This is a genomic window from Frankia sp. CoWAU3 (assembly GCF_977971855.1).
The window spans coordinates 18,297-20,762 of sequence record NZ_CDWWXB010000048.1 but is presented as its reverse complement, the minus strand read 5'-3'; the positions used below and the strand labels follow the sequence as shown (position 1 = coordinate 20,762).

Below are 2,466 nucleotides of genomic sequence, written 5' to 3'. Positions count from 1 at the left end.
GAGGCCCGCGGCGGTCAGCACCTGCTGGAACGCCTCGCGGCTGGCAGCCGCCGCGGCGGCCTGCCCGGCAGTGGTGGTGTAGATCGCCGAACGGTACTGGGTGCCCGCGTCATTGCCCTGCCGCATGCCCTGGGTCGGGTCGTGCCCTTCCCAGAACACGCGCAGCAGCTCCTCGTAGCCGACCTTCGCGGGGTCGTACACCACGAGGACGACCTCGGTGTGCCCGGTCAGCCCGGAACACACTTCCTCATAAGTGGGGTGCGGGGTGTGCCCTCCGGCGTAGCCGACGGCGGTGGTGTACACCCCGGGAACCTTCCAGAACGCGCGCTCGGCCCCCCAGAAGCAGCCGAGGCCGAACACGGCGGTCTCCAGACCCGCCGGGAACGGGCCGGCGAGCGGGGTCCCCAGCACGGTGTGCGGGACGTCGCCCGCGAACACCGGCCGATCCCGGCCGGGAAGGGCCTGCTCGGGCGTGGGCAGTGTCGTCTTGTGACGACCGAAGAACATGGGAAGCCACCTCCGGTGGTTGTCTCCTCGCACAACCGCGCACCGCGGCCACACGTCCCGTAGCCCGGGACCCTCGGACGCTCTCCAGATGCCCTCCGAACGTTCTCCGGGGGTTCTCCGGAGGTTCATCGAACGTTCGCCGGACCATCGGGGAGCACGCCGTCAGAGAACAAGATCGCTCAGAGAACGAGATCCTCCAGCATCGTCGTGACCAGGGCCGCAATCGGCGATCGCTCGGAACGGGTGAGCGTGACGTGCGCGAACAACGGGTGGCCCTTCAGGGTCTCGATCACCGAGGCGACCCCGTCGTGCCGGCCGACCCGCAGGTTGTCGCGCTGTGCCACGTCGTGCGTGAGCACCACCCGTGACCCCTGCCCGAGCCTGGACAGCACGGTCAGCAGCACCCCGCGCTCCAGGGACTGGGCCTCGTCGACGATCACGAACGCGTCGTGCAGGGACCGGCCACGGATGTGCGTGAGCGGCAGCACCTCCAGCATCCCACGATCCACGATCTCCTCGATGACCTCGGGGGAGACGAGCGCACCGAGAGTGTCGAACACCGCCTGGGCCCAGGGCGCCATCTTCTCGTTCTCGCTGCCCGGGAGGTACCCGAGCTCCTGGCCACCGACGGCGTACAGCGGGCGGAAAACCACCACCCGGCGGTGCGCCCGGCGCTCCATCACAGCTTCGAGCCCGGCGCACAGGGCAAGCGCCGACTTACCGGTGCCGGCTCGACCGCCGAGGGAGACGATCCCGACATCCGGATCGAGCAGGAGGTCGAGGGCGACCCGCTGCTCGGCGGAGCGACCGTGCAGGCCGAACGCGTCGCGGTCGCCGCGGACGAGCCGGACCTGCTTGTCGGCGGTCACCCGGCCGAGCGCGGAGGCACTCCCCCCGGTGGTGGTGAGGACCAGGCCGGTGTGGCAGGGCAGGTCGGCGGCCTCCAGGATCTCGGTGTACTCGCGGGAGTAGAGCCGGTCGAGGTCCTCCTGGGTGACGGTGAGCTCGGCCATCCCCGAGAAGCCGGTGTCCACCGGGGACAGCGCCTGGTACTCCTCGGCGGGCAGCCCCAGCACCGACGCCTTGACCCGCAGCGGGAGATCCTTCGTGACCAGTACGACGTCGGCACCCTCGCGGGCGAGGTTCATCACGACGCACAGGATCCGCGAGTCGTTCGTGTCGACCCGGAACCCCGGTGGAAGCACCGCCGCATCGGTGTGATTGAGTTCCACCCGTAGCATCCCGCCGTTGTCCAGCGGGAGCGGTTGATCAAGGCGACCATGCCGGATGCGCAGATCGTCCAGGATGCGTAGTGCCTCCCGGGCGAACCAGCCCAGTTCCGGATGGTTCCTTTTGCCTTCCAGCTCCCCTATGACAACGAGGGGGAGCACGACATTGTGCTCCGCGAACCGCAGCAGCGCGCCAGGATCAGAAAGCAGCACGCTTGTGTCGACGACATGCGTTCGTGGCACACGCCCACCCGCTTACTCGGAGGTAGTCCGGGACCGACCCCTGCAGGGGCCGGGCACCGGCCTCCTGGTGTAGTCGCGCTTGCGGCACCGAGGGGCCTCCCGAGAGGTCCGGCACCATGCCGGACCACGGCTTGAGACGCTAGCGCTCCCACGGTAACCGCAGCCCTCGATGATGGCGACCCACTTCCGACAACACGTTACGTTAAGAACTGGGAACGTCTCGCACCCCGGAGTTCCCGTCGCACCCCGATCGGTCACATTGCGTCCGGATCATGACGCGGAGCATCAGCCGCCGCGCGTGGCGCCGTCGGAGGCCGGACCACGAGCGGCCGCCCGAGGAAGCCAGGTCACCGCTCCCTGCCCGGTTCAGAAGCCCCGGGACCTGCGCCGACTCCGGCGACGGGCACCGACCGGGGCAACAGGCACCGACCGGCCGCAGGTCGCCACCGGATCCATGAGCCCGGCGACCGACGAGAGCCGGATGACC

Annotated in this window: 2 protein-coding genes; both read right to left on the bottom strand. The window is 69.6% G+C overall.

Annotated elements, in window-relative coordinates:
* Positions 1-507 (bottom strand): peptide-methionine (S)-S-oxide reductase MsrA (msrA, locus tag AC08ON_RS07115; protein WP_476616663.1); only part of this gene is annotated, 507 nt, incomplete at its 3' end.
* 179 nt (positions 508-686) lie between these two features.
* Positions 687-1,979 carry a PhoH family protein gene (locus AC08ON_RS07110; RefSeq protein WP_476606865.1) on the bottom strand — a complete coding sequence of 431 codons (1,293 nt, stop codon included), beginning with the start codon at positions 1,977-1,979 and terminating at the stop codon, positions 687-689.
* Between the last annotated feature and the right edge of the window lie 487 nt (positions 1,980-2,466).